Source organism: Bartonella sp. B10834G3 (genome assembly GCF_016102505.1).
Lineage (GTDB): Bacteria > Pseudomonadota > Alphaproteobacteria > Rhizobiales > Rhizobiaceae > Bartonella > Bartonella choladocola.
Genome location: NZ_JACFOM010000003.1, coordinates 19,041 through 43,825, shown reverse-complemented (window position 1 = coordinate 43,825; position 24,785 = coordinate 19,041). Strand labels below are relative to the sequence as shown.

The window sequence follows — 24,785 nt, the reverse complement described above, 5'->3', positions numbered from 1 at the left end:
TATCGCAATAATGAAAATATTATTCAAAAAAATATTGATGCTAATTTTATTTCATAATGAAATAAAATAATTTATTAAAAATAACTGGGTGAGTTTGTTATTTTAAAATTTTTTAGCTTTAAAAAAATTTAAGAAAATATTGAATCAAAGAAACATAAAACGTGACAATGTCGCTCATGAGACCCGTTATTTTAAGGCGGGCATGTGTGGGGCAGGATTATGGCGGCGAGGGGCAAGTCGGGTAGGGTTCAGCCAAAACGGCTTTTAGGGTGAAGCAGAAGTGATAATCGCTTTAAACCGAAGTGGAAATTATTGGCGCATCAAATGCGATCGGCACTTCATAGGGGGTTGGCACGCCGAACGCGATCGGCACAATGAAAGCGATCGGCACGTTGAAAATAGTCGGGACGTTGCAAATGATCGGCACGTAAAAGGTTGGGGGTGGCAGAAATGATAAGTAAAGCAATGCGATAGAAACACTTTCCGCATTTTCCCTTTCCCCATTTCTCATAGTGCGCGAGATGAAGAGCCGGTAACACGAAAGCTGTCCAGAAATGTGCTGATAAAAGCTTGAAAGCTATTTGTTGCAAGAATCGGAATTGCGCTCATGACTGGCGGGGGCGGGATAATTTTGTTTAGCGGCTAAGTCATTTCTTGGGCGCTGAGCAATCCGGTCGAAAATTATAAAACTTTGCAAAGTCTGTTGTGTGGCAAAATAAACCGCGTAAAGTTGTGTGCCGGAATGAGCCGGTAACACGAAAGCTGTTCAGAAATGTGCTTATAAAAGCTTGAAAGCTATTTGTTGCAAGAATCGGAATTGCGCTCATGACTGGCGGGGGCGGGATAATTTTGTTTAGCGGCGCAGTCATTTCTTGGGCGCTGAGCAATCCGGTCGAAAAGCATAAAACGTTGCAAAGTCTGTTGTGTGGCTAAATAAACCACGTAAAGTTGTGTGCCAGAATGAGCCGGATAAAAATGTTCATTCCGGTAAAATCCGTAAGTTATTTCAGGCCTGGCGGCTTGAAAGCAGGCTCATATGATTGGCTGCGGGAATAGATAAGCTCAATCAGGAAGTGTTTTTGTCGTGTGAAAGTTGAAACAGGTCAGGGCTTGAGGGGCTAATGCCTTGAAGGCAGGCGGCTAATGGCTTGAAGGCAGGCACTTGGAAATGGAAGAGTGATGGTTAAGCCCGATCGAGAAGTGTTTTCACCCCGTGGCAGCTAAAACAGGGTAGGCCTTCGGGCTTGATGGCTTGAAGGCCAGCACACGGGATGGGGTGGAGAAATGAATAAGCCCACGGCAAGTTATGCTTTTGCCGTGGGCCAGACGATTATTCGGTATATTCTTGCAGCGAACGCACTTGAATTGTGCCATTCTGCAAAGCTTCTATTGCGTCAACAACCGATATAGCGCCCGACATTGTCGTGTAATAGGGAACCTTTTGCATCAAAGCCGCGCGACGCAGCGATTTTGAATCAGAAATTGCACTTGCCGTATCCGTTGTATTGAAAACAATCTGCACCTGACGGTTGCGAATAGCATCTTCAATATGCGGGCGACCTTCGAGAACCTTGTTGATCTTCTTGGCCTTCACGCCATGCTGTTCGAGAAATTTTTGTGTTCCTGTTGTTGCAAGAATGGAAAAACCGAGTTTTGCCATGCGCTTGACAGCGCCAAGGACGCGGGTTTTATCATCATCCTTGACGGACACAAAAAGTGTTCCTTCCCGTGGCAAATCATTTCCTGCACCAAGCTGCGCTTTGGCATAAGCAAGAGCAAAGCTGTAGTCGAGCCCCATGACCTCGCCGGTTGAACGCATTTCCGGTCCAAGCAAGGTATCAACGCCCTGAAAGCGGGCAAACGGGAAAACAGCCTCTTTCACAGCAATATGCGGTTTTTTCTGGGCTTTTGGTCTTCCGCCATAATAATTGATTGTTTTTTCGAGCTTTTCACCGGCCATGACACGGGCAGCCACCTTGGCAATCGGCCGTCCGATTGTTTTGGCAACAAAAGGAACGGTACGGGAAGCGCGCGGATTAACCTCAAGAATATAGATAACGCCTTCTTTGACGGCATATTGCACATTCATCAAACCGCCAACATGAAGCGCTTTGGCAAGCTCGATTGTCTGGCGTTTCAACTCTTCAACGATTTCAGGCGATAATGTGTGAACGGGGAGCGAACAGGCCGAGTCACCCGAATGGATACCGGCTTCCTCGATATGTTCCATAATACCGGCAACGAAAGTATCTTCGCCATCGCACAGGCAATCGACATCAACCTCGATTGCATTGGTGAGGTAGGTATCGAAAAGAAGAGGATTTTTGCCGAGAAGTGTATTGATCTGGCCGGTTTTGTCGTTCGGGTAATGAGCCTTGATTTCTTCGGGAACCAGTTCGGGAACAGTGTCGAGAAGATAGGATTGCAAATTGCGTTCGTCATGGATGATTTGCATGGCGCGGCCGCCAAGCACATAAGACGGGCGCACAACCAGCGGAAAGCCCAGATCATTGGCAACAAGGCGCGCCTGTTCGACCGAATAGGCAATGCCGTTTTTAGGCTGCGTCAAATCAAGCTTGATGAGCAGTTTCTGGAAACGGTCTCGGTCTTCTGCGAGATCAATAGCATCGGGCGAGGTTCCAAGTATCGGAATGCCGGACTTTTCAAGCGAGGCTGCAAGCTTCAAGGGGGTTTGCCCGCCAAATTGGACGATAACACCGACAAGTTCGCCTTTTTCTTTTTCCGCTTCGAGAATTGAAAGCACATCCTCGGCAGTCAACGGCTCGAAATAAAGCCGGTCGGATGTATCATAATCTGTCGAGACAGTTTCCGGATTGCAATTGACCATAATGGCTTCATAGCCGGCATCATGAAGTGCAAAAGCGGCATGACAGCAGCAATAATCGAACTCGATACCTTGTCCGATACGGTTAGGGCCGCCACCAAGGATAACCACCTTTTTCCTGTCGGAAACATCGGCTTCCGAACGCATTTTACCGGCGAAAGGCACTTCATAGGTCGAATACATATAAGCAGTCGGTGAAGCAAATTCGGCAGCGCATGTATCAACGCGCTTATAAACCGGCTTTACATTGAGTTCATGGCGCGCTTTTGTAACCTCTTCGGTTTCAAGACCGGTAATGCTGCCAAGCCGCGCGTCTGAAAAGCCCATGGATTTAAGCATACGGAAATTCTCCGCATCCTTCGGCAGGCCTTGTTCGCGCACACGCTGTTCCATGTCGACAATCGAGGCAATCTGTTCAAGAAACCACGGGTCGATTTTGCTGATCTGGTGAATTTCGTTTAATGGCATCCCCATGCGCATAGCCTGCGCAACAAAGCGCAAACGATCAGGCGTCGGTGTGCCGATAGCGGCACGGATAGCATTTTTCTCATCGCCTTCAGCGTGTTCGGGAATAGAGATTTCGTCAAGACCGGTTAAGCCGGTTTCAAGCCCGCGCAAGGCTTTTTGCAAAGATTCCTGAAAAGTACGGCCAATTGCCATAACTTCACCAACCGATTTCATCGCCGTGGTCAAAGTATGCGAAGCACCAGGGAATTTTTCAAAGGCGAAACGCGGAATTTTGGTAACGATATAGTCGATTGACGGCTCGAACGAAGCCGGTGTTGCTCCGCCGGTAATATCGTTTTCCAATTCGTCCAATGTGTAGCCGACAGCCAGTTTTGCGGCAACTTTGGCAATCGGAAAACCGGTCGCTTTCGAGGCAAGGGCGGAAGAACGCGAAACACGCGGATTCATTTCGATCACAATCAAACGGCCATTTTCCGGATTGACTGCAAATTGCACGTTGGAACCGCCGGTCTCGACACCGATTTCGCGCAAAACCGCAATCGAGGCATTGCGCATCATCTGGTATTCTTTGTCGGTCAAAGTCAAAGCCGGTGCGACTGTAATCGAGTCACCGGTATGAACGCCCATAGGGTCAAGATTTTCGATCGAGCAGACGATGATGCAATTGTCCTTTTTGTCGCGAACAACTTCCATCTCGAATTCTTTCCAACCCAGAACACTTTCTTCAATGAGAACTTCTGTGGTTGGCGAAGCTTCAAGCCCGCGTTCGATAATTTCATAAAATTCCGAACGGTTATAGGCAATGCCGCCACCGGTTCCACCGAGTGTGAAAGACGGGCGGATAATTGCAGGAAGTCCCACAACATCGAGAGCTTGACCGGCTTTACCGGTTGCATGGGAAATATAACGCTGTTTTCTGTCGCCTTCACCCAAATGCCAATCATGTTCGAGTTTTTCGAGTGCTTTATCAAGCTCGTCACCTTCAAGCTCGGCTTTGAGCTTGTCGCGCATTGCGTCGTGGCGTTTGCGATCTTCTTCCTTGATTTCGGTTGCATTGGCAAGCATGGATTTCGGTGTTTCAAGACCGATTTTTGCCATGGCTTCACGGAACAATGCACGGTCTTCGGCTTTGTCGATTGCCTTGGCATCCGCCCCGATCATCTCGACATTATAACGATCGAGAACACCCATACGTTTTAGCGATAAAGCGGTGTTCAAGGCAGTTTGCCCGCCCATAGTGGGAAGCAGTGCATCCGGCTTTTCGCGGGCAATAATTTTGGCAACAACTTCCGGTGTTATAGGCTCGATATAAGTGGCATCGGCAAGATCGGGATCGGTCATGATTGTTGCCGGATTTGAATTGACCAGAATGATCCGGTAGCCTTCTTCCTTCAAGGCTTTACAGGCTTGCGTTCCGGAATAGTCGAATTCGCAGGCTTGACCGATAACAATAGGCCCCGCACCGATGATGAGAATGGATTTTATATCTGTGCGTTTTGGCATGGCTGCATCCTATCGCAAACACCCGCGCAGGAAAAAACTGGCAGGTTCAACATTTCTTTTTTTAAGGCTAAGCCTGCCTTATAGGTAAAACCGGCGTGAAAGTAACCCCCTAAATTTTGCTTTTCCTAATTTTTTTTGCTTTACTAAGGGCGGGAGCCTTCTCTTCCTGGAGGAGGAAGTTATATGCTCTTTAATAAGGTAAGCGCGAGGAGTGGCTTATGCGGTGGGAAGGTGGAAGACAAAGCGACAATATTGAAGATCGTCGCGGCGAAGAAACGAACGGTGCAAGTCCGGTTTTTCGCACAGGTTTGAGCGGCGTCGGTTTTGCCTTGTTGTCGCGTGGCGGTTTCAAGGGAATTCTTGTTCTTGTTGTTATTTTTCTGGGGCTTAGCTTCTTCGGTTATAGTCCGACGCGTTTTCTGTTCGGTGATGGCGCGCTGGTGAACGAACATAGTGCGTCATCGGGAACGAAAACACCGTTGCAGACAAATGACCGGCGCAGCCGGTTCATCGCAACGGTTCTTGCCGAAACCGAAGATACATGGGGTGATATATTTCGTCGACATAATGCCAAATATAAGCCCCCCATACTCGTGCGTTTTTCCGGCGCGATTGATTCGCCATGCGGGCTTGCAACGGCAGCCGTTGGCCCTTTCTATTGCCCTGCCGATCAAAAGCTTTATCTTGATGACGAATTTTTCGACAAACTGGCGACCCATTTCGGCGCACCGGGGGAATTTGCCCAAGCTTATGTTATTGCGCATGAAGTCGGCCACCATGTCCAGAATCTGACCGGTGTTCTTGACCGGATGAATAAAGCGAGGGCGCGCGCCGATACTTCGACTGCCAATGCGCTTTCGGTGAAAACGGAATTACAGGCCGATTGTTATGCCGGTGTGTGGGCGCATTCGACAGAAGATGACGGGCTATTGGAAGAAGGCGATGTCGGGGCGGCATTGAATGCGGCGGCAAAAATCGGCGATGATACGCTGCAAAAACAGACCCAAGGCTATGTAGTGCCGGATAGTTTCACTCATGGCACTTCCGCACAAAGAGTGAATGCTTTCAAAACCGGTTACCAATCAGGTAAAATGGAATCATGTGACCATTTTTGAAATATTCCGGTAATTTTAAATCATTCCGCGCGATTTGGAACAGTCTGCCCGTGCCGTTTCAAACCCTGCCTTAATGTTGTTTCAAATCCTGCTTTCAAAACTGTTGCGAGTGTTGTTCTTTGCCTGATTGATGTTCGGGGGCCAATTTTCCAAAGCAAATATAAAAGCACAATAAATAGTCGTGCAGCGATCATTGCCGGTCGTGGCCGCCATCCGCTACCGATTGCTATTTCTACATAACCAAAAGAGTGCTTCCATATGTTATGACTGCTGACATAATGTGAATGATGACCGGTTGTGAATGATGCGGGCGTCAAATCCGGATTTTGGTTGTAAAACTATCAGAAACAGTTATTGGCAAATATAACCGGTTTTAAAAATTTACATGTTCATGGCTTTATTATCCATCTTTTGGCTTTTCTTGCCCGATTATTCGGCCTATTAGGCTTTTTAAAAGCAGCACGGAAACTCGTTATGTCGCAAAGTCTCGATGCAAAATTTGTTCACAAGGGACTTGTTCTGGTCTTCATCACGCTGTTACTGGATATTATCGGCATTGCGATCATTGTGCCGGTTATGCCGGAATATTTAAGCCAATTGACCGGCGACAGCATCAGCCGCGCTTCGGTTGATGGCGGTTTTCTGCTCATGGTCTATTCGACCATGCAATTTCTGTTTGCTCCCTTTATCGGCAATCTTTCCGACCGTTTCGGCCGACGGCCAATTTTACTATTTTCCATTATTACTTTTGCGATCGATAATTTTATTTGCGCCATTGCGTGGAGCTATTCCATGCTTTTTATCGGCAGAATTCTTGCCGGTATAAGCGGCGCCAGTTTTTCCACCTGTTCGGCTTATCTCGCGGATATTTCCGACGATAACACCCGCACACGCAATTTCGGTCTGATCGGCATTGCATTCGGAGTCGGCTTTTTCCTGGGGCCATTGATTGGCGGCATTCTGGGAGAAATGGGGCCGCGCATTCCTTTCTATTTCTCGGCCGGATTGTCGTTCGTCAATTTCATTTTCGCTATGTATATGTTGCCCGAAACCTTGCCAGCGTCACTACGCCGCCCCTTTGACATCAGAAGGGCAAATCCGGTTGGCGCATTGCTGGAATTGCGGCATTATCCGACTGTGCTTTGGGTTGCTTTTGCTTTCTTCCTCTATTGGCTTGCAGAAGCGGTTTGGCCTTCAACTTTGGCTTTTATGGCCAAAGAACGTTATGGCTGGAGCGAATTTTCCATCGGTTTCGCTTATGGTGTTTTCGGCATCGGCCAATGCATAGTGATGGGATTGCTCCTGCCTTATATGACAAGGCATTTGAGCAACTGGAAAATTTCTATGGTCGGGCTTCTCTTTGCGCTTGTAGGCATGGTCGGTTACACCTTCGCCTTTGAAGGTTATATGCTTTATGTCGTTTTCCTTTTCACTATGCCGGAATATATCGCCCACGTGCCAATGCGCTCGATTGCTTCTTCCCAAGTGCCAGCCAATGCGCAAGGTGCGCTTCAAGGCGCTTTGACATCAATAACCTCCATCACGTCGATGATCGGGCCGATATTCTATACGTCGATTTTCAGCTATTTCACCAGCGACACAGCACCGTTCAAATTTGCAGGCGCCCCTTGTGCAACCGCATTTTTCGTGTTGCTCGCAACAACATTGGTCTTCGGCTTTTTTGTTCGTGAAGACAAAAGCCCGCGTTTGACAACATATCAACTTGACGACCATCAGGAAAAATAAAAAACCTGCTGGAATTTTCCATTTTTTTCAAGAAAACAGGTGGCGTGTTCAAAAGCGGATAGCGCGTTTTATGCGAATTTTTTTGGGGCTATGCGCCCCGTGTTCCGGTTTAAACATGACGGCTCAAAAAAAGCCGCATTTTGCCCACCGTAACATAGGCTATATCATGTGGTCGTTTGCAACGCGTTTTTTAAAAAACACGATTAAAAATACCCGCTAAATGGATAATAAAAAACCCGCAAAAAGTTGCGGGTTTTTAAAACTCTGGAACTTCTGCGCTTTTATGAAACCGCCAACAAGTTGAACAGAAGCTTATCGTTTCACCAATTATGCCGCTTTTTTATGTTCGCGGATCATTTTTGCAAATTGCTGGAACAGATAATGGCTGTCCTGTGGACCGGGCGAAGCCTCAGGGTGCTGTTGCACCGAAAAGACGGGCTTGCCGACAAGCCGGATGCCGCAATTGGAACCGTCAAACAGCGAGATTTGCGTTTCTTCGACACCTTGGGGAAGGGTTTTTGCATCAACCGCAAAGCCGTGGTTCATGGATACAATTTCCACCTTTCCGGTTTCTTTATCCTGAACCGGATGGTTTGCACCATGATGTCCCTGATGCATTTTGACGGTCTTTGCACCCATTGCCAGAGCAAGCAATTGGTGACCAAGGCAAATGCCGAACATCGGAATGCCTGTCTCGACGAGCTTTTTAATCATCGGAACGGCATATTCGGCTGTTGCTGCCGGATCACCGGGACCATTCGACAGGAAAATGCCATCGGGATTCAATGCCAATATTTCTTCAGCCGTGGTTTTGGCAGGAACGACGGTGACACGTGCTTCAAGTCCGGCAAGCAGGCGCAGAATATTGCGCTTTACGCCATAGTCGACCGCAACAATGTGAATATCTTTCTTCTTTTCGTGACCATAGCCTTCATTCCATACCCATGGCGTTTCATCCCATTCGGATGTTTGGCCTTCGGTTACATCCTTTGCAAGGTCAAGCCCGACGAGCCCGCTCCACTTGCGAGCGCGTTCTTTCAAAGCCTCGACATCAAAAACGCCGTTCTTGTCATGGGCAATCACCGCATTGGTAAGGCCGTTTTCGCGAATAAACGAGGTTAATGCCCGTGTATCAATGCCGCAAAGAGCGATGATGCCACGCTGGGTGAGCCATTTGTCAAGACCTTCTGCAGCGCGATAATTCGAGGGGTGGGTAATATCGGCTTTGAAAATAGCACCCACAGCACCATGGCGCTGTGCCGGTGTCAGATCTTCTATATCTTCGGCATTGGCGCCGACATTACCGATATGCGGGAAAGTAAATGTTACAATCTGGCCGGTATAGGAAGGATCGGTGAGGATTTCCTCATATCCGGTCATTGCAGTGTTGAAGCAGACTTCCGCTTCAATGGAACCTGTTCTACCCAAACCTTTACCTTCAATGACGGTTCCGTCTGCTAATACCAAAAGCGCAGTGGGTTTTGTGGTGCCCCAAGGTAAAGTCGTTTTTGTTGTATTAGTCATCGCTCACTCTCAATTAAACGTTGGTTTAAAACGGCGCGTTTATTGTTCGCACTAAAAAGCCGCAAGCAAATGGCATCTGCTGGGCGTTCGAGTTTTCCAATCTTCGGCTAAGGTTTGTGATATAGGAGCTTTGCTCGGCAAGGTAAAGAGCAATAGAAGTCTTTTTCATGGCTTTTTCCATTATTTTTAATGCTTTCCATTGCATGAACGACAGCGATTTTGTAGACCAAGACAAATTTCCACAGGAGGGAACAGAACCATGTTGCGTGATGACATTAACAATGCGTTGAAAACTGCTATGAAGGAACATGATAAAGCCCGCCTTTCAACCCTTCGTCTTATCAATGCAGCCGTCAAAGACCGCGATATTGCCAATCGTGGCGAGGGAAAGCCCGCCGTTGATGACGCTGAATTGCAGTCCATTCTCGCCAAAATGATAAAGCAACGTGAGGAATCGGTTAAACTTTATAACGAAGGTGGACGGCCGGAACTGGCAAAAGCCGAAAGTGACGAAATCAATGTTATTCGCGAATTTTTGCCCCGCCAATTGGACGATAGCGAAGTTGATAAGGCAATTTCCGAGGCACTGGAGGCCACAAGCGCAGAAAGCCTGCGTGATATGGGCAAGGTCATGGCCTGGCTGAAAGAACGCTATAACGGGCAGATGGATTTTGCAAAAGCCGGTAGCGCCATTCGTGAAAAACTGAAATAAGGTCGAAGGTTTATCTTCCGTTTCGGGAACAACCGGAATTTTCAAACCGGTACTTTTTAAACAAGCACTTTGGCATAAAAAGCGCATGGGTATAGAAAGCATTTTTGTCAAAATTCACTTTGAAAGCACTTGAAATTCGCTTTGAAAGCATAAAGGCACCCTGAACGGGTGCCTTTTATGTTTTATGATTTTGGCAAACTATTTGTTCACCTCGAAACGGCGTTTGCGAAACGGGATTTACGAAACGGGGTTTGATTTCGTGAAACTTTACGAACGGATCAACCGGCCAAGCCAGATAAGAATGCAGGCCCCGATAAAGCCGGAAATCAAATATCCGAAACCACCGGCAAAAGTCACACCGAAAAGGCTGAACAAGAAACTCGCCAGTGACGCGCCGACAATGCCGAGAATGATATTCACAATAAGGCCGGTATTACTTTTCATAAAAGTTTTGGCTGCCCAACCGGCCAACCCGCCAATAATGATGGCGGCAATCCAACCCACACTTGCGTCGTGCATAAATGTCTCCTTTAATACGAGCAAATTTTATTAAAAAAGGTTAGGGCGGGCTTCCTCTTCTTCAAGTGGCAGGAAAATATCATCATTCATTTTCCATGATTGTCAGCTTCCATGATTGGCAGAAAAATATGTGCCGATTTTCGGTCAAAGCCGATGCGATCGCTGTGAGTCACAAAGTCTGTTTTATTCGACCTTGAATTGTCATGGCATTATGGCCGATAAAAGCGATATAGCCTTTTTCGTTCAGCTTTGGTTTTAAACTTTTATCGACTGTTCAAGGTGGTCTATTTGCGTTATCCGCTCGATTTGTGTCCGGTTTTTCAATGACATGTGAAACAGATGGCATTTTAAAACAAATGCTTAACCCTCTTTTCAGGCGAGGTGTTGGATTCGGCTGCAAGAATGGTTAAATTAATAAAACCGGAACCGGAGACTACGAGAAGTAATGCGTTTTTCACCCGATTTTCTCGACGAGATACGTGCGCGCCTGCCAATTTCAACCGTGGTAGGGCAAAGGGTGAATTTTGACCCTAAAAAAAGCAATGTTTCGCGCGGCGATTTTTGGGGTTGCTGTCCTTTCCATGGTGAAAAAACACCAAGCTTCCATTGCGAAGACCGAAAAGGCCGTTACCATTGTTTCGGCTGCGGAGCGAGCGGTGATATTTTTACTTTTGTTACCGAGATTGATGGCATTCCTTTTCCCGAAGCAGTCGAGCGGCTTGCCAATCAGGCCGGTGTTCAAATGCCGGTGCGCGACAAGGATGCAGAGAGACAGGAAAAGATCAAAAAAGATCTTTATGATGTCATGAATATTGCGTCCGCCTTTTTTCAAAGCAAGTTGAAATCGCAGGAGGGAAGCCTCGCCCGCAGCTATCTTGAAGGGCGGCAAATGCCGCAAGCAATGATGGACCGCTTTCATATCGGTTTTTCGCCGGATTCGCGCAATGCCTTGAAGGATGCACTCATTGCCAGAGATATTTCATTAAAACAGATGGAAGAGTGCGGGCTGGTTGTTGCTACCGAGGATGGCACAACACCTTATGACCGGTTCAGAAACCGCATCATGTTTCCCATTGCCGATTTGCGTGGACGCATTGTCGCTTTCGGCGGGCGGGCAATGGACAAGAATGTACGGGCAAAATATTTGAATAGTCCGGAAACAGTGCTCTTCCACAAAGGTAAAATGCTTTATAATGCTGCCACTGCCCGAAAGGCCGCGCAGCCGAAAGCGCAAGAAAGCGCAAAGCCTGTCTATGTTGTCGAAGGTTATATGGATGTGATTGCCATGGCAAAGGCCGGAATTGACACGGCCGTCGCACCACTTGGCACAGCTTTGACCGAAGATCAGATAGCGCTTTTATGGCGCATGACGCCCGATCCGGTCTTCTGTTTTGATGGTGACGAGGCAGGCATTCATGCGGCTTTTCGCGCGGCAGAACGCATTTTGCCGGTTTTGAAAGCCGGTGTTTCTGCCCGTTTTATTCTGCTTCCCGATGGCAAAGACCCCGATGATATTGTGAAGGCGGGCGGGGCAGACAGTTTGAAAGTCGAGCTATCAAAAACCATCCCGCTTTCCGAATTGTTGTGGCGCAGATACACGTTCGGCCAAACATTTGAAACACCGGAAGCGCGCGCGGCTGTCGAACGGGAGATCAAGTCGGTCATTTTCACGATCAAGGATGAAAGTTTGCGCCATTATTATTTGCAGGACTTGCGTGAACGCTTGCGCAATCTGTTTCGCCCTGCTTTTTTCAAAAATAATGGCAAGAATTATCGTGGTAACCGGAACTTGAACACTATTGGCGGCGGGCCAAGTGCAAGTTTGGCCAATTCCAATCTTGTAAAAAATTCGGCAAGTTTCATTCCGCTCAGGGAAGCGGCGATTCTGATGACTTTGGCTTCCCATCCCGAACTCTGGTACGAGGACTTTGAAACCTTGGCTAAGCTTGAATTGCAAAATCCTGCTTTAATCGGCCTTCATCGTGCAATGCTTGAAATTATGGGCGAGTGGCAGCCTGATGATGCCGACGCGATGATGAAGCTTTTGAAACAAAAAGGTCAGGGGCAAATTCTTGGTCAGATCCACGATGTATTGAAGAAGCTCGGCTTCCGCTGCGCTTTTGCCGAAGCACCTATCGAAGATGCCAGAGAAGCCTTAAAGCAGGCTGTCTACTTGCATCTGCGCGCGCATAACCTACATAAGAGGTTACGAGACATCGAAGCCGAATTATTGGAAAAGTCGGATAGCGGGATGTTTTCCCTGCTTGGTGATGTAAAAGCAGAACTCGAAAAAACCGAAGCTGTCGAAGCTTTGATTGATGGTTTTGGACGATGGAAAGAAGACGAATCAGAACAGAATGAGTCGGAAAAATAATAAATGATTCGCTTTTTGTCCGCGAATCAGCCACGAAAGCCCAGTTGTGCTATAATAGGCTGGAAAAATATCTGTTTAGAGTATCAGAGTGAGGTTAATGAGGCGGGGAACTTATCTTTTAATGACGATATGGCACGGGTGCAAGTGCTATGGTATTTTGGAACATTTCTGGAAGATCGGTGTTGAAGAAAAATCAGGCAGGATTTTTGCAATCTCTTGAAAAGAAAATCTCCTACATTAATCTTTTTTAAAAAAATGGCGGCTTTAAAAGTTTTTCAATTGAAAGATAGGTCGCCGAATTTGCGGGCAAGTTGGCCAGAGATAACGGCTGTAAGTGAAGAATGAGTAGAAAGTTGCAAAACACAATTCTTGAATGTGCGATGTGACCGAGCGGAGTTAACACGGAATGGCAACAAAGGTAAAACAGACAGAAAATGCAGAGACCGAGCGCGAGGTTAGCGGCGATGGTCCTCTTTTGGATCTGTCCGATGATGTCGTAAAGAAAATGATCAAGGCTGCGAAAAAACGCGGTTTTGTGACAATGGACGAATTGAACGCTGTTCTTCCTTCAGAAGAGGTAACTTCCGAGCAGATCGAAGACACAATGGCCATGTTGTCTGACATGGGTATCAATGTTGTGGAAGACGACGAAGAGGCCGAAGCCGAATCCGGTTCCGAAGAGGAAGAAACATCCGAAGGCGGCGAACTGGTGGAAGCTGGCGGTCGGGCGCTTGCAACAACATCAAAACGTGACCAGAACGACCGGACAGATGATCCGGTTCGCATGTATTTGCGTGAAATGGGTGCTGTCGAACTTCTTTCTCGCGAAGGCGAAATAGCGATAGCCAAACGTATCGAGGCCGGTCGCGAGACAATGATCGCAGGTTTGTGCGAAAGCCCGCTTACTTTTCAGGCGCTTATTATCTGGCGTGAAGAACTCAATGAACAACGCATTCTCTTGCGCGAGATTATCGACCTTGAAACCACTTATGCAGGCCCCGAAGCAAGACAGGCGCCGGTTATCGAACATATCGAGGATTTGAAGCCCAAGGAAGAAGCTCCCAAGCGTGTGGCTCACGATGACGATGATATAACCGATGTCGGCGGGGAAACCATCGAGCCGGATGAAGATGACGAGGATGACGATGAAAACAATCTGTCGCTTGCAGCGATGGAAAACGAACTTCGTCCCCAAGTTATGGAAACTTTGGACTTCATCGCCGATACTTATGTAAAATTGCGTAAATTGCAGGATCAGCATGTTGAAAGCAGTCTCGCCGACCATGATGAAGGCGCGCTGTCTCCTGCGCAAAAGAAAAAATACAAACAGCTCAAGGATGATCTGGTCAAAGCTGTCAAATCATTGTCGCTTAACCAGAACCGTATCGAAGCACTGGTTGAACAGCTCTATGACATCAACAAACGTTTGGTAAAAAGCGAAGGCAAGTTGAAACGCCTTGCCGATTCTTACGGTGTGCGCCACGAAGAATTCCTGAAACAATATCAGGGGCGTGAAATGGATGCCGATTGGGTTAATTATATTTCCACATTGCCCGGTCATGGCTGGAAGGAATTTGCCACAAGGGAAGCCAAAACCATTCAGGAATTGCGCAGCGAAATTCAGATGTTGGCGCAAGAAACAGCAATTTCGATCGGCGAATTTCGCCGTATTGTCAATCAGGTCCAGAAGGGCGAGCGCGAAGCTGCCATTGCCAAAAAGGAAATGGTTGAAGCCAATTTGCGTCTCGTTATTTCGATTGCCAAGAAATATACCAATCGTGGTTTGCAATTTCTTGATCTTATTCAGGAAGGCAATATCGGCTTGATGAAAGCTGTCGACAAATTTGAATATCGCCGTGGTTACAAATTTTCCACTTATGCAACATGGTGGATCCGTCAGGCCATTACCCGTTCGATTGCCGATCAGGCTCGTACAATCCGTATTCCGGTTCATATGATCGAGACGATCAACAAAATCGTGCGCACTTCACGCCAGATGTTGCATGAAATCGGGCGTGAACCGACACCGGAAGAGTTGTCGGAAAAACTCGCTATGCCACTTGAAAAAGTGCGCAAGGTTCTGAAAATTGCCAAAGAGCCGATTTCTCTTGAAACGCCCGTTGGTGACGAAGAAGATTCCCATTTGGGCGATTTTATCGAAGACAAGAACGCGCTATTGCCAATTGATGCAGCCATTCAGGCGAATTTGCGCGATACGACCACACGTGTTCTTGCCTCTCTCACCCCTCGTGAGGAACGCGTTTTGCGTATGCGTTTCGGTATTGGCATGAATACAGATCATACTTTAGAAGAGGTCGGACAACAGTTTTCGGTTACCCGTGAACGTATCCGCCAGATCGAAGCAAAAGCATTGCGCAAGCTCAAACATCCGAGCCGTTCACGCAAGTTGAGAAGTTTTCTCGATTCATAAGATTTATGCAAAAGGCGCGAAATCTTGCGGTTTCGTGCCTTTTCGTTTTTCAAGCAAGGACAAACCATGTCATTTTTGCAGAGGCTTTTTGGCAAATCTCCATGCGCTTCAAATGAAAACGCAGAAATCGACGGCGGCCAAACAGAATATAAAGGCTTTATCATTTCCGCGACGCCTTACAAAAATGAAGGCCAGCTCCAGAGTTGTGGCGTTATTTCAAAAACCGTCAATGGCGAGACCAGGAGCTACCGCTTCATCCGCGCGGACCGTTTTACCAATCTCGATGATGCCATCGCCATGATTCATATCAAAGGCCGCCAGATTATTGACGAGCAGGGCGAGCGTATTTTTGAATAATAGCCGGTTTTCGGTATTTGCAACAGCATGCATTTGTCGTGAACCGAAAAGCCCGCACCGTTTCCGGCTTATTACGGCAACAAGCTTTGAACGAAAGCCGGATGAAAGAATTGAGCATGGACAATCTTCCATTCTATAAAACGAAATCGTTGGAGCAAATGACTCCTGAAGAATGGGAAAGTCTCTGCGATGGTTGCGGGCTGTGCTGTTTGCAAAAGCTGGAAGATGAAGATAGCGGCGAAATTTTTGTAACCGCTGTTGGCTGCCGTTTGCTTGACGCGGAAACCTGCCAATGTAGTGATTATCAAAATCGCAAGTCGATTGTTCCCGATTGCCTTTATCTTGACATCGAAATGGTGCGCTCGGTGCGCTGGTTACCGGAAACTTGCGCCTATAAGCTGGTTGATGAAGGAAAAGACCTGCCGTCATGGCATCACCTTGTTTCGCATGATCGGGAAAGTGTGCACCAGGCCCATATTTCCGCCCGCGATAAAATTCTCGCTCATGAAGACGATCTTATCTCGGACGAAGATTATCTTGATTACATCATCGGCCCGATTAACGGCTGACGTTCAAGGATTTTGAGACACTTGTTCCGTTTGCTTGTCGGGATAGGTCTTTTGAAGAAACGCGGGAGATATGACGTAAAAATCGTGATTGTGGATAATAACGGCAACAATCGGAAGTTACAGTGAGCATTTGTTAAGGCCGTGACAAATCATCGGAATTTTCGTGTCAAAAACCGAAGCTTTCCCAAATCGACCCAATTGAAGCCTTATGAGAATACCCCCCCTTTATCCGAGAACTTCTGCGAATTTTTAAGGAAAGAAAAATCCTTGAAAGTTTATTTGGGCTTGAATGCCACTCCTCTTTATGGTGTGCTTCATAAGTGACGCGTGTTCCTGTCCGGTAAGATTGGTGTGCTCATAGTCTCATGCTTCATAGTCTCTCGCTTGCAAACATCTTACCAAATTGACCGGCGAGACCAAGCCACAGACTAAACCTATGGCCGTTTTCCCGATAAATGCTATGCCGGAAGCTAACCAACGAATAGCAGCACCGGAAGCAGTTCTCATTATTGTTCGATAGCGAATGTTATTGTCACATTGACCTTGTAATCAAGTTCGCCGGAAGAAAAATTTGTTTCATTCCGATATGCTGTGGCACTTGCATTCATAAGACGGGGCATCATCATATTGCCTGAATTATCTTCAGCAATGGTAATGACGTTTCCAAGTTTCACATTTGCACTTTCAGCCAAAGTTTTGGCCTTGGCTATGGCTTCCGCGACAGCTTTTTTCCTTGCATTTGTCAGGTAAGGCTTTGTATCGGCATTGGTAAACGTAATACCGTTTACAGAATTGACACCCAACTTCATCGCTTCATCAAAAATCTTGCCGGCCTTGTTTATATCGCGCACACGCACGCTCAAACTATTGGAAACACGGTAAAGAGGTGTATTTGCCTTTTTGTTTTTTTCTTGTTCCTCGACACGGTAAATAGAAAGCCCCGAAGTCATCAGATCGGCATTTTCGATCCCATCTTTCTTGAAAGCATCAAGAACCTTGTTCATTGTTCCATTATTGGCACTCAATGCAGAATCGGCGGTTTCCCCTTCGGTCTCGACAGCAAGGTTGATAATTGCAATATCGGGTTTTGCCTGTTCGTCTCCGCTTGCCTGAACAACAACGACAGGTTCTGTTTTATTCACATTTTGCGCATGAAGAGCAAGCGGCGAAGTGGCACACAAAAAGGCAGCACAAGCAGCAATTATTTTGGCGTTGCGGGGGAAAATACGGGACACTGTCATTTACTCCTCATTTTCAATAAGTCTCTGTCTTTTAGATAGAGTTTCAGGGGCGAGATAAAAGCGCGAAGCGCTAAAATTTTCAAAAAGATGAATAAGTTGACATGGGGGCACTTGTGCTGACGAAAATTTTAGGTTATTGCGGGGCTTCCGTGGGGCCTGTAGCTCAATTGGTTAGAGCCGGCGGCTCATAACCGCTTGGTTGGGGGTTCGAGTCCCTCCGGGCCCACCACCTTCCGTTTATCCCTATAATATATTGTTTTTATTGTCTTATTTATAAGGCGGGTAGAAAGAGATTCATATTTTACCCTGTTTTATAATTTGCCAGTGGCAAGCGTTTTGCTTGCGCCACTGTAGCCGGTCGCGCGGTTTTGCAGTATTTGACATGAGCTTTTGCAGAAAACCGTTTTTATAAAAAACATTTATCACTTGAATTATTTTCACTACATGCATGGGAGCTATGGCGCATGTTTTAGCGACTGCTTGTAAGTGGGAAACGAAGAATAGGATAAAGTATCGTCGGGGAGTGGTTTTAAAAAAAACATCTCGAACGGCATAATTAAGAAGTCGGCAATACAGCGCTCCTTTGCCTCTTGGAGCATTGTCCGGGCGTTTGTTTGTCGATATGGCTGGTTTATAACAGAATTTCTACGTCTATATCGCTTTGTGGTATTTGTTCAAAGCGGCAAGAATGTTTGTTTGTCAGGCATTTTCTCCCGAACTTTTGTAAGATTGGTTCAATTCAGACGAACCGGAATTTGTCTGCGTTGACCGATAGTGTGCCAAGCAAAAATATTTGAAAAACCGGCCTCTAAAACTCCGATTATAAAAGCCGGTGACTCTCTTCAGATTTGAAGTCGAAATCCTTGACTCTGCTACCTGATGGGAACATCACATTCCTGCAAAAGGAGTGAGAAGAAGTGAGTGAAGTTAGACAAAAAGACTATCAACAAGATGAAATTGACCATCTGATTGCAGATTATAATGGTGATGTTAAAACCCTGATTTCAAGGCTTTTGGACGAGCGTCAAATGCTCATCCGCCAAGTTGAAGTTGCTGCCTGTGCCATGTCTTTCGGTTACGGGCGCGGTTGGAAACCGAAAATTCCTGTAAAATGAGTCTTTAGTGTTTGCCCCTTTTCCGTTGCGGTGCATTTCATTTAAAGCCGCAAATTCTTTTTTAAATTTCGGGGTCAGTTTATAAAAAAGCGCGATGTCTAAATTCATTAGACTCGCGCTTTTTTAGATTTTCATGTTTGAAGTTGCCATCAAACAAATTTTAAATCCGGAGTGATTTTGCGGAAATGATAACCGGAAATCGGTTTGTTTTGATGTTCGATATAGCTTCATTGAATTTCACCGGATTTTCGATGTTCACTGCATTTGCTATAGGCAATCGGAACCGGATTTTTTAGAAAATATATCCGTCGCGAGAAAATTTTCGTATTTTCGTTATCGACAGAGCGTGAAGACGGGCATTCCAACGGAAAAACAAAACTTGCTTTCTTTCAGAATGTTCTGGAAAGAAAAATGGCGCAGAAATATGGGGCTCAGTCAAAACCGGTAACGACAATCAATTCGGCAATAATAAAGTTTCCCGCTTTAGCGGTTAAAACCGCGTTTTAAAGCTGTTCTATTGTTCATATTTTTCGGCGCGGACGCTTTTAACAGTTTTGATAACAAGATCGGGAATTTGCGGATGCCGCAAGATGATAACGCGATGGCGATCATTCTGTGGAATGCGGTGAAATTATCGTTATACAAACGATCTATTGAACAGCACCGTCCTTGCTCTTTATCAAAAATACCCATACCATAACTTTAAAATGGCCATAGTTTTTAAACAGCCATAGTTTTTAACGGCTTGGCTTTTTCGTCAAAAGCTTGACAATATGCGAGGGGAGCCGCGAGCCGACGGATTCAGGAGGAATAAGAATGAAATTATCGGATAATGGTCTTTTGAAAGACAAATGCCTGATTGATGGCAAATGGCTTTCTGCAAAAAGTAATGAAACAATTGCCGTTACCAATCCCGCAGATGGTACAGCCGTTGGAAGCGTCCCTTCACTTTCGGCTTCGGAAGTTGAAAAAGTTATCGAGGCTTCAAATGCTGCACTTGAACAATGGCGTGTGAAGACAGCTTCCGAACGATCGAAGATTTTGCGCAAATGGTTTGATCTTATGATTGCCAATGCAGATGATCTTGCAATGATTATGACCAGCGAACAGGGTAAGCCGCTAAAAGAAGCGCGCGGCGAAATCATCTATGCTGCCTCCTTTGTCGAATGGTTCGCAGAAGAGGCCAAGCGCACTTATGGCGATACGATTCCCTCGCCCCAGGCGAAACAACGTATTACCGTTATCAAACAGCCTGTCGGCGTAACCGCTGCAATTACACCGTGGAATTTTCCTGCGGCCATGATTACGCGCAAAGCTGCACCCGCACTTGCTGCGGGTTGCACGATGATTGTGCGGCCTGCAAGTTTAACGCCGCTCACCGCGCTTGCATTGGGTGAACTTGCAAATCGTGCAGGGATACCTGCCGGAGTTTTGCAAATTATCACGGGTAAATCTTCGACGATCGGTAAAGTGTTGACAGATAGCAATGTGGTACGAAAACTGTCCTTTACCGGTTCGACAGAAGTCGGGCGGACACTCATGGCCGAATGTGCACCGACGATCAAGCGTATTTCGCTGGAACTTGGCGGTAATGCACCTTTCATAGTATTTGATGATGCGGATCTTGATGAAGCGGTTAAAGGAGCAATTGCATCGAAATATCGCAATGCCGGACAAACCTGTGTTTGTGCCAACCGTCTTCTTGTTCAGGAAGGCATTTATGACGCCTTTACCAAAAAACTTGAACAGGCAGTCAAAGCTTTGAAAATTGGAGACGGACGCAAATCCGATACCGATATAGGGCCAATGATTGAAGAAAGTGCCTTGGACAAAGTTGAGGCGCACATTGCCGACGCTGTAAAGAAAGGCGGTAAGCTTGTTTGTGGTGGTAAAAGACTTGGTGGCCTTTTTATAGAACCTGCAATTGTAACCGGAGTTACGCAGGATATGCGCTTTGCCCATGAAGAAACGTTCGGACCGGTTGCACCTTTGTTCAAATTCAAAACGGAAGATGAAGCCATCAATATGGCGAATGACACAATTTTTGGTCTTGCCGCCTATTTTTATACCCGCGATTTCAGCCGTGCAGTCAGGGTAAGCGAAGCTCTCGAATATGGAATGGTCGGGCATAATACCGGTTTGATTTCCAACGAAGTCGCTCCCTTTGGTGGTGTCAAACAGTCGGGCCTCGGACGTGAAGGGTCAAAATACGGCATAGAAGAATATCTGGAAGTCAAATACATATGCAGTGCTCTTTAATGATCGCAGCCCATATGCAGGAGAAGTGATAAAGCCGATGAAAAAGCCGCAAGTTTAAACTTGCGGCTAAAGCTGAAAAAACAAGTTTCAACACCATCTTGAAGATGGAAGAGGAGGGAATATGCAAGAGTTCACTTTTGACGCCGTGCCGTCAATCACCGTCAAGTGGGGCGGTGCGCAGCAATTGGGAGAATTTGTTGAACAATATTATGAAGAGCGGAAGGTGCTTATTGTCACCGATGGCAGTCTTCATAAAGCAGGCCTTCTTGAAAAACCGAAGTTATCATTGGAAAAGGCCGGTTTCAAAGTTGCTGTGTTTGACAAAGTGGTTGCCGATCCGCCGGAAAATATTGTGCTTGAATGCGTAGAAAAAGCAAAAGCGGCAGGAATTAACATTGTTATCGGTTTGGGTGGCGGATCATCTATGGACGTTGCCAAGCTCTCGGCTGTGCTTATCCGTTCGGATCAGAAATTGCAGGATCTTTATGGCATTGGCAAAGTAAAGGGTAGCCGTTTACCACTTATTCAGATACCGACGACGTCCGGTACCGGTTCGGAATCTACCAATATTACGATTTTGACAACCGGCGAAACAACCAAGATGGGTGTTGTTGCCAATCAGCTTTATGCCGATAGAGTTCTTCTGGATGGCGAATTGACAGTCGGTCTGCCAAAATTGCAAACCGCTGCTACCGGTATCGACGCGATGGTTCATGCTATTGAAGCCTATACCGGAAAATTGAAAAAGAACCCGCTTTCCGATGCTTTTGCCCGCGAAGCACTAAGATTGTTGTCGGCAAATATCGTAACTGCTTGCAATGACGGACATAATAAAGAAGCTCGTCAGGCAATGCTGCTTGGAGCAAATCTGGCCGGCCAAGCTTTTGCAAATTCGCCGGTCGGCGCAGTTCATGCTTTGGCCTATCCGTTGGGTGGCCATTACCATTTGCCGCATGGCCTTACCAATGCACTCATGCTCGGTCCGGTTTTACGGTTTAATATGAAAGCGGCTGCCCATCTTTATGCGGAGCTTGGTGATGTTGTTGGTACTCATGCAAAAGGCACTGAAATAGAACGCTCCAAAGCTTTTGTCGAATTCATGGAAAAATTGATGAGGGAAACCGGTGCACCACGCCATTTAAAGGAAGTGGGCGTGACAGATAACAGTTTGGCATTGCTGGCAAACGACGCCATGAAGCAAACAAGATTGCTTGTCAACAATCCCGTCGAGGTGACAGAAGCCGATGCACTCGAACTTTATCGGCAAGCGTTCTGATTAACGCTTTTTTTGAGTCACATTGAATTGGTTCCATAACCCGTCAAAAACGGGTTATGGTTTTTTTTACGCTTGAACTTTAATGGATGGTGAACCCGAATTTATTTCCCGTTTCTACCTTTGTGAAGCGAGCTTTCCTCGATCATCTTCGCATCAAAAAATTGGTGTTTCACCGGTGTTTCAGTTCAAACCCGATTCAAGCTTAATCGTTGAAAAGATCTATTTGAAACGCCGGTTTTACGTTCTTGCCGCCGGCTGTTAGCGCTCATATTGTCTTTGTTTCTCTGTATCGTGTTTTAAGCCGTCCGGTGAAAGGAAAATATATGGCCTGAAGGAAAGGAAAAAACCGTTTTAACAAGCACAATATAGGCTTCGGACAAATGGAAATGATGGGGCAGGGCAAATATGATGGGGCAGGGGAAGGGAAAATTGTTTTTCAGCCTGATGCAAAGCGAAAGACCCACAATCAGAAAGAGACAATGGCGAAAAAGGAAGAGGGAATGAATAAACAAGGCGGGAATGGGCGATTGAACGATTGAAGCGAAAGAACCGGAAATGAACAAAACAGGGGGAAATCAGGTTAGTGAATGGTTGAAGAGCTTCTAAAGGATAATGAAAATGTGTGGGGAAACAGAAGCACAGGCGAGGGGGCACAGATAAATTGAAGCGCTGTTAATGCCTTTGAGAGAAGAAGCGTTAATTTTGGCTAGATGTGCAGGCAAGAAAAACCGACAGAAAAAACCGAACCATAAAAACCGAGCCAGAAAAAACGGATAAGAAAAACGGATAAGAAAAACCGACAGGATAAGACGAGACAGAAAAAAGGTCAGAAAAAAGGACAAGAAAAAACGGGCAAGAAAAAACGGGCAACAAAGCGGAAGCATGTTGTTGTTCCGCTTATATTATTGCCCGTTTTTTTAAACCGGATTAAAAATGTTCTTAACCGAAGAGCCGCACGACCGGTTTTGGTGACAGCTTGGCTACCGGTTCCAGTAACAGCCGGATTACCGGCTGATGGATTCGAGTGTGCGGCCTCGCGTTTCTTCCCCTAAAACGATGATGACAATCGCAACCGCAATGAGTACTCCGGTGAACATTATGAACACACTGGAAAATGCGGCTGCACCTGCTGTCATCATTTGGGTGACGACCATCGGGGCAACAATACCGCCAATCCGGCCGATGGCGGAAGCCCAACCGGAACCGAAAGCGCGGATATTGGCCGGATATTGTTCGGGCGTATATGAATATAGAACACCCCACGCACCGAGGTTGAAAAACGACAACAAGCAGCCCCACAAAATGATGAGGCCATCCGATGACGCCTGTCCGAAGAAATAAGCGCATATTGCACAAGCAGCGATAAAGCCGGACAAAGTAGCCTTGCGACCAAGTTTTTCAATCAACCAGGCTGCTGCCATATAGCCGGGAAGCTGTGCCAGAATAAGGATCAACGTGTATTTGGATGATTTGACTATGCTGAAGCCGTGTTGTTCCAAAAGGCTGGGGAGCCATGTGAAAATACCGTAATAGGAATAGACAATGCCGAACCATATGAGCCATAGCATGATTGTGCGTCTGGCAAGACCACTTGACCACAATTGCGTGAAAGAGACGTTGTGCTTTTCGGCAACGGGGGCAACTTCGATTTTTTCCACCACCGGAATGCCTGCTTCTTTTTCGAGTTGGCATACGATTTTATGAGCTTCCTCAATGCGCCCGCGATTAATGAGATAGGGAATGGATTCGGGAATTTTGCGCCAGATATAGAACACATAGAGTGCCGGTATGCCGCAAATGATGAAGGCTATTTGCCAACCGTAAGACGGAATAATAAAAAAGGCGATAAGCGCAGCCAACAGCCAGCCCACGCCCCAGAAACTTTCCAACAAAACGATGAAGCGTCCCCGTACGCGTGCCGGAACATATTCACTGACGAGACTGACGGCAACCGGCAATTGCCCGCCGAGACCGAAGCCGACAACGAACCGGAACACCAGCAGCCATGTCAGATCGGGTGCAAGACCGCATAAGGCGGTCGCAATACTATAAACAACAAGTGTTGCTGCAAAAACTGTCTTTCGACCAATTCGGTCGGCTATGCCACCGGCCAATACGGCGCCGATGGCCATTCCGACAAATCCTATACTGACAACCCACGCCTTTTCCGGCGCCGCCAACTGCCAGCTTTGCGATAAACGTGGCATGATAAATGCGATAAGGCCGGTATCCATAGCATCGAACATCCAGCCTAAACCGGTTACCAGCAATAATCTGTAATGAAAACGCCCCAGTGGTAGACGCTGTACGCGCGAAATCAGATCCATTATATCCTCTTCCCAGTTGAAGTTTTGAAGTGTAATTTTCAAAGAAACAATTTAATATAATATTGTAAAAATTTGTAAACACTATTTTTATATCAATTTTTATTTATTGAATTAAATTTATAATAATTATAAATAAGTAAAACGAATAAACCCCAAGTTAAAAAAATATTTTTATTTGTAACTGTGTTCAATAATCTCGACCGGTAAGCAAAAATGAACGAACCTGAGACATGAACCAGCTCTTCTGGCCGAAGTGGCGTAATACTATAAATGATAATAACATCTAATGGAAGACGAAAATTGAATACAATAGCGGTAGAGAAGCAAAATTGGAGAAAACCGTTAGGAACATAATAAATCTGTAGAAACAAGCGCGAAAATCGGGTCCGTGCGGAGCGCTCGAA

Annotated in this window: 17 protein-coding genes and 1 tRNA gene; 12 read left to right on the top strand and 6 right to left on the bottom strand. The window is 46.4% G+C overall.

Annotation, left to right across the window (positions count from 1 at the left end):
• Positions 1-338: 338 nt before the first annotated feature.
• Entirely contained in the window at positions 339-590 is a 252-nt protein-coding gene (locus H3S94_RS09330) for a hypothetical protein (protein WP_198240889.1), read from the bottom strand.
• Between the two features lie 740 nt (positions 591-1,330).
• Positions 1,331-4,816 carry a carbamoyl-phosphate synthase large subunit gene (carB, locus tag H3S94_RS09325; protein ID WP_077992908.1) on the bottom strand — a complete coding sequence of 1,162 codons (3,486 nt, stop codon included), beginning with the start codon at positions 4,814-4,816 and terminating at the stop codon, positions 1,331-1,333.
• A gap of 218 nt (positions 4,817-5,034) precedes the next feature.
• On the opposite strand from carB, the gene H3S94_RS09320 reads away from it, so the two are divergent.
• Positions 5,035-5,931: a neutral zinc metallopeptidase gene (locus tag H3S94_RS09320; protein WP_198240888.1), complete on the top strand. Its 897-nt coding sequence runs from the start codon at positions 5,035-5,037 to the stop codon at positions 5,929-5,931.
• 474 nt (positions 5,932-6,405) lie between these two features.
• Positions 6,406-7,677 carry an MFS transporter gene (locus H3S94_RS09315; protein WP_198240981.1) on the top strand — a complete coding sequence of 424 codons (1,272 nt, stop codon included), beginning with the start codon at positions 6,406-6,408 and terminating at the stop codon, positions 7,675-7,677.
• Between the two features lie 327 nt (positions 7,678-8,004).
• Here H3S94_RS09315 and carA read toward each other — a convergent pair whose 3' ends face one another.
• Positions 8,005-9,201, bottom strand: a complete 1,197-nt coding sequence (gene carA / locus H3S94_RS09310) for a glutamine-hydrolyzing carbamoyl-phosphate synthase small subunit (RefSeq protein WP_198231377.1) — start codon at positions 9,199-9,201, stop codon at positions 8,005-8,007.
• Positions 9,202-9,460: 259 nt separating this feature from the next.
• Here carA and H3S94_RS09305 point away from each other — a divergent pair, with 259 nt between their 5' ends.
• On the top strand, positions 9,461-9,913 hold the full coding sequence (locus H3S94_RS09305) for a GatB/YqeY domain-containing protein (protein WP_077992896.1): 453 nt from the start codon (positions 9,461-9,463) through the stop codon (positions 9,911-9,913).
• Positions 9,914-10,180: 267 nt separating this feature from the next.
• On the opposite strand, the gene H3S94_RS09300 is transcribed toward H3S94_RS09305, so the two are convergent.
• Positions 10,181-10,432, bottom strand: a complete 252-nt coding sequence (locus H3S94_RS09300; RefSeq protein WP_077992894.1) for a GlsB/YeaQ/YmgE family stress response membrane protein — start codon at positions 10,430-10,432, stop codon at positions 10,181-10,183.
• 445 nt (positions 10,433-10,877) lie between these two features.
• On the opposite strand from H3S94_RS09300, the gene dnaG reads away from it, so the two are divergent.
• From dnaG to H3S94_RS09280, 4 genes are all read left to right on the top strand, one after another.
• Positions 10,878-12,806 carry a DNA primase gene (gene dnaG, locus H3S94_RS09295; protein WP_198240887.1) on the top strand — a complete coding sequence of 643 codons (1,929 nt, stop codon included), beginning with the start codon at positions 10,878-10,880 and terminating at the stop codon, positions 12,804-12,806.
• 406 nt (positions 12,807-13,212) lie between these two features.
• Positions 13,213-15,237, top strand: coding sequence for an RNA polymerase sigma factor RpoD (gene rpoD, locus H3S94_RS09290; RefSeq protein ID WP_077992891.1), 2,025 nt, complete (start codon positions 13,213-13,215; stop codon positions 15,235-15,237).
• A 66-nt stretch (positions 15,238-15,303) separates the two neighbouring features.
• Complete coding sequence (locus H3S94_RS09285) at positions 15,304-15,594, top strand: HlyU family transcriptional regulator (RefSeq protein WP_077994600.1); 291 nt, start codon at positions 15,304-15,306, stop codon at positions 15,592-15,594.
• A gap of 101 nt (positions 15,595-15,695) precedes the next feature.
• The gene (locus H3S94_RS09280; protein ID WP_077994598.1) at positions 15,696-16,163 is read left to right on the top strand and encodes a YcgN family cysteine cluster protein; all 468 of its coding nucleotides are present in this window, start codon (positions 15,696-15,698) and stop codon (positions 16,161-16,163) included.
• 506 nt (positions 16,164-16,669) lie between these two features.
• On the opposite strand, the gene H3S94_RS09275 is transcribed toward H3S94_RS09280, so the two are convergent.
• Positions 16,670-17,404 (bottom strand): SIMPL domain-containing protein, encoded by a 735-nt coding sequence (locus H3S94_RS09275; protein WP_077992889.1) that lies wholly within the window; start codon positions 17,402-17,404, stop codon positions 16,670-16,672.
• A 152-nt stretch (positions 17,405-17,556) separates the two neighbouring features.
• Between H3S94_RS09275 and H3S94_RS09270 the strand changes: the two genes are divergently transcribed.
• The 5 genes from H3S94_RS09270 to H3S94_RS09250 all read left to right on the top strand — a co-directional run bounded on the left by H3S94_RS09270 (position 17,557) and on the right by H3S94_RS09250 (position 22,593).
• Positions 17,557-17,633 (top strand) — tRNA-Ile (locus tag H3S94_RS09270).
• Between the two features lie 688 nt (positions 17,634-18,321).
• Positions 18,322-18,519 (top strand): hypothetical protein, encoded by a 198-nt coding sequence (locus H3S94_RS09265; protein WP_077992888.1) that lies wholly within the window; start codon positions 18,322-18,324, stop codon positions 18,517-18,519.
• Between the two features lie 816 nt (positions 18,520-19,335).
• Positions 19,336-20,778: an NAD-dependent succinate-semialdehyde dehydrogenase gene (locus H3S94_RS09260; RefSeq protein WP_077992887.1), complete on the top strand. Its 1,443-nt coding sequence runs from the start codon at positions 19,336-19,338 to the stop codon at positions 20,776-20,778.
• A gap of 121 nt (positions 20,779-20,899) precedes the next feature.
• Positions 20,900-22,054, top strand: coding sequence for an iron-containing alcohol dehydrogenase (locus tag H3S94_RS09255; RefSeq protein ID WP_077992885.1), 1,155 nt, complete (start codon positions 20,900-20,902; stop codon positions 22,052-22,054).
• A 380-nt stretch (positions 22,055-22,434) separates the two neighbouring features.
• Positions 22,435-22,593 (top strand): hypothetical protein, encoded by a 159-nt coding sequence (locus tag H3S94_RS09250; protein ID WP_198240886.1) that lies wholly within the window; start codon positions 22,435-22,437, stop codon positions 22,591-22,593.
• Positions 22,594-23,058: 465 nt separating this feature from the next.
• On the opposite strand, the gene H3S94_RS09245 is transcribed toward H3S94_RS09250, so the two are convergent.
• The gene (locus H3S94_RS09245) at positions 23,059-24,381 is read right to left on the bottom strand and encodes an MFS transporter (RefSeq protein ID WP_198240885.1); all 1,323 of its coding nucleotides are present in this window, start codon (positions 24,379-24,381) and stop codon (positions 23,059-23,061) included.
• Positions 24,382-24,785 lie beyond the last annotated feature (404 nt).